We start from the raw sequence: 3,901 nt of genomic DNA, 5'->3' as shown, positions 1-3,901 counted from the left end.
GCTCGAGTCAGGAGACGACGCCGTTCGCTCGCTCGACTCGAGATCGCCCTCGTCGTCGGGCTCCGCGGTCGTCGGTGACGCGGTCGACAGCTCGGACGGCGGCGGTGCGGGCGTCGTACTCCCGTCGGTCGCGGCGATCGCGTCCCGGGGCTCGTTCAGCTCCGAGACGGTCTCGTAGGGCACCTTGTTCCGGAGGGCGGCGAACAGTTCGTGGTGGTTCAGGTCCTCGACGGAGCTATCGGCGGGCGCGAAGGCGACGTAGTCGAGGTCGCCGACCTGAGCGAGTTCCTCGAGGATGAGGTCGCCGCCGCGGTCGCCGTCGAGGAAGGCCGTGACGGTGCGGTGACGGGTGAGTTCGGCCACGGCGTCGGGAACGCTCGTCCCCTCGACCGCGATGGCGTTTTTGATGCCGTACTTGAGCAGGGAGAGGACGTCGGCCCGCCCCTCGACGACGATGATCGCGTCGCTGTCCGTCACTCGGGGGCCGGCGGGGAGCCCCTCGTACTCGGTGATGTCTTCGACGCGAACCTGCTGGCGCACCTCCGCGAGGATCTCGTCGGAGGACATGATCGTGTCGTCGAACCCCGTCCGGAGGAGTTCCTTCGCGCGGTCGACGACTTCCTTTCGCTTCGCCGCCCGCACGTCCTCGATTTCGCGCACCTCGAGGTCGGCACGACAGGGGCCGACCCGGGTAATCGTCTCGAGAGAGGCGGCGAGGGTGGCGGTTTCGACCTTGTCCAGGCTGGTCGCGATCGTCACTTGCCCGTGAGACTGACCGGCGGTGCTCGTGATTTCGACGTCGATACGGCCGACTTTGCTCGACTGGCGGAGGTCGCGGAGGTCGAGCTCGTCGCCGAGCAGTCCTTCGGTCTGGCCGAAGATCGCGCCGACGACGTCGCTTCGCTCGACGATCCCGTCAGCCGTCACGTCCGCGTGGATGAGATATTTCGAGGTGTCTTCCATTGGAGATCTGTCCCCGGGAGGGGCGGTGACGCGGGTATCGCGTACAGAGACCGATTTATATGCAATTTCGATCGTGGGGGGCAAATAGCTGTTGACCTCCGCAGGCGTTGGCTTGCCTCGGTTCGCCGGTGACCATCCGATCGCGATTCGGCGTCTTCGAACGTGTCAAAGTGTAAGTTTGCATTCGAACGACACGATTTGAACGGCCGTTCACTACGGACAGTGAATGGAGCAGTCGTTTTTGATGGGATTGGAGGAGATGAAGCGTCCTGCTATCGTGGCAACAGGGGATCGCCACGCCCTCCCCAGCCGATTCGGTCGCGCCTCGCGGCGCTCACTCATCCCTCGCGCAGTGTCATCGATCGCTCTCACTCTCGTTCGGCCGGTCGACAGCGCGCGCCACCGCACGTGGGTTGGCCAGCCCGGAGTGAAACGTAGTTCCCCTGTACAGACCGTTCTACCCGTCTATCGCTTCGTTCAGTGGGATGCGCCTCGTCACCGCTGCTTCGAGAACGATTGCTCCGCACTCTCGCGAATTCGTCTACGACTTTCGTCACCGGTATCACCCGTATCAGTATTCGAAACGAGTCTCGTGGTCAGTATCTGTATACGTTCTGCATGAATACTGTGGACAAGTTATTTATAACTGTTTCACCTGCCCCTACGTATGACGGCAGGACCGCCGATAGACGAACTCCACTTCGAGGATGCACCAGACGTCGACACCGTCCCCGGCCCGAACACCCGGGCGCTGCTCGAGAAACAGCGCGAAATCGACAGTAGCGCGGTCGCCTATCCGGACGACATTCCGATCGCCTTCGAGGAGGGGAAGGGTGCGACGGTCCGTGATACCGACGGCAACACCTACATCGATCTCTTCGCGGGCATCGGCGTGCTCAACGTCGGTCATTCGAACCCCTACGTGCTCGAAGCGGTCCACGAGCAGGCCGACAAGTTCGTCCACACGGTCGACTTCCCGACCGAGGCGCGCCTCGAGTTGATCGAAAAGCTAGACGAGATCGTTCCCGAGGGCCTGCGGGGCCAGAACAAGGTCGTCTTCGGCGGGCCGACCGGCAGCGACGCCATCGAGGCGTCCATCAAACTCGCCAAGTACAACACCGGCGGCGACGGCCTGATCGCGTTCCGCGGTGGCTACCACGGCGCGACGACGGGCGCGATGAGCGTCACGTCGAACAAGAAGTTCAAGGGCCACTACACGCCGTTGCTCCCGGACGTCGTCCACGCGCCGTACCCCCATCCGTTCCGGCAGGACAAGACGCCCGAGGAAGCGGTCGATCACGCGCTCGAGGAGGTCCGGGCCATCGTCGAGGATCCCTACGGCGGGCTGGCCAATCCGGCCGGCATGATCGTCGAACCGATCCAGGGCGAGGGCGGCATCGTCACGCCGCCGGAGGGCTTCCTGCAGGGGCTGCGTGACATCGCCGACGACAACGACGTCGTCCTCGTGTTCGACGAAATTCAGAGCGGTCTGGGCCGCACCGGGCAGTGGTGGGCCAGCGACTGGGAGGGCGTGACTCCCGACGTGATGACCTCCGCGAAGGCCCTCGGTGGCGTTGGCTTCCCGCTCTCGGCGACCATCTACCACGAGGAGTTGGACACGTGGGGCCCGGGCGACCACGCCGGCACCTACCGCGGCCACGTCGTCGGGATGCGAGCCGGGACCCGCGCCATCGAGTACATTCAGGAGCACGACCTCCTCGCGCACGCTCGCGACCTCGGCGAGTACATTCGGAGCCGGCTCCGCGAGGCGGCGGACGGCAACGAGCGACTCGCCGACATCCGCGGCAAGGGGCTGTTCGTCGGCGCGGAGTTCGTCGATAGCGACGGTAACCCGGACGGCGACCTCGTCGACGCCATTCAGCAGTACTGCTTCGAGCGAGGGGTCCTGATCTGGACGGCCGGTCGCCACGGTAACGTCCTCCGATTCCTGCCGCCGCTGGTGCTCACACACGACCTGGCCGAGACGGCGCTCGACGTCGTCGTCGAGGCGATCGACGACGTGACCGCCGAAGCGACGCAGACCGCCTGACTCGAGCGGCGAGACCGACTGTCCCCACGTTCGACACTGATCACATCACGCCCGATACCGATTCTATGTCCGACACTGATCCCATCGAAACCGACGACGCACCGAGCAACGATAACCCCTACTCGCAGGGGGTTCGCGCCGGCGACACGCTGTACGTCTCCGGCTACGGCCCCGTCGACCCCGAGACCGGCGAGGTCGTGAAAGGCGACGTCCAAACCCAGACCGACCGAGTACTCGACAACATCGCCGCCGTCGTCGACGAAGCCGGCGGCGACGGACTCGCGGACGTCGTCAAAGTCACCGTCTACCTGACGGACCTGGCGGACTACGAGCGGGTCAACGAGGCCTACGGCGCGCGATTCGGCGAGGACCCGCCGGCTCGAGTCTGCGTCGAAGTCTCGCGGCTGCCCGAGGACGTCCGCGTCGAACTGGACGCGACCGCATACCTCGGGTAGCCGGGGAGATCGAGAACCGCGGTTCGATCCCACGAGTTCGGGAGCCAGTACCGCGTACAGACCGTTTTTTGGGTCGTCGAGCGGGTGTCCGTCCCCTTCCAACGTTCCCACACCGGTGGTTGTCGTGGCTATCGTCTCGGACGATTGGGGAATCGGACGGAATCCGCTTCGATCCCTGACTATCTACATCGATCGTGCGTAATCGGTATACGATTAAGTATCTCCCGCGCGTAGAACCGGCAAGAATGTCCTACGAGGCGCGACACAGACTGCGCGAATTACGGCGGGAGTTCCACCGTCATCCCGAACCGGGCTGGCGCGAGTTTCGGACGACCGGCCGGGTCGTCGAGGAACTCGAGCGGATCGGCGTCGACGAGATCGCCGTCGGCCGCGACGCGCTGGCGACGGACGAGCGCATGGCCGTGCCGCCGGC

3 protein-coding genes and 1 pseudogene are annotated in these 3,901 nt (G+C 65.0%); 3 read left to right on the top strand and 1 reads right to left on the bottom strand.

Translation table 11 applies throughout. From position 1 onward, the window contains the following. Positions 1-963, bottom strand: a 963-nt coding sequence (gene dnaG, locus PGX04_RS26625; protein WP_273741247.1) for a DNA primase DnaG, incomplete at its 3' end; no start/stop codon positions are given. Between the two features lie 667 nt (positions 964-1,630). Here dnaG and PGX04_RS26620 point away from each other — a divergent pair. The 3 genes and pseudogenes from PGX04_RS26620 to PGX04_RS26610 form a co-directional block, all read left to right on the top strand. After that, positions 1,631-3,013, top strand: a complete 1,383-nt coding sequence (locus PGX04_RS26620; RefSeq protein WP_273741246.1) for an aspartate aminotransferase family protein — start codon at positions 1,631-1,633, stop codon at positions 3,011-3,013. A gap of 65 nt (positions 3,014-3,078) precedes the next feature. Next, complete coding sequence (locus tag PGX04_RS26615; RefSeq protein WP_273741245.1) at positions 3,079-3,468, top strand: Rid family detoxifying hydrolase; 390 nt, start codon at positions 3,079-3,081, stop codon at positions 3,466-3,468. Between the two features lie 245 nt (positions 3,469-3,713). Further along, positions 3,714-3,901 (top strand): annotated as a pseudogene (locus tag PGX04_RS26610) (amidohydrolase); the annotation flags it as partial.

The sequence above is a fragment of the Natrinema soli genome (genome assembly GCF_028618695.1).
Note: the sequence above shows the minus strand (reverse complement) of the source record. Positions and strands in the feature narration are given on the sequence as shown.

Excerpts from the sequence above, each read along its gene's own strand:
- PGX04_RS26620 (WP_273741246.1), top strand. The coding sequence starts at position 1,631 with ATGACGGCAGGACCGCCGATAGACGAACTCCACTTCGAGGATGCACCA.
- PGX04_RS26615 (WP_273741245.1), top strand. The coding sequence starts at position 3,079 with ATGTCCGACACTGATCCCATCGAAACCGACGACGCACCGAGCAACGAT.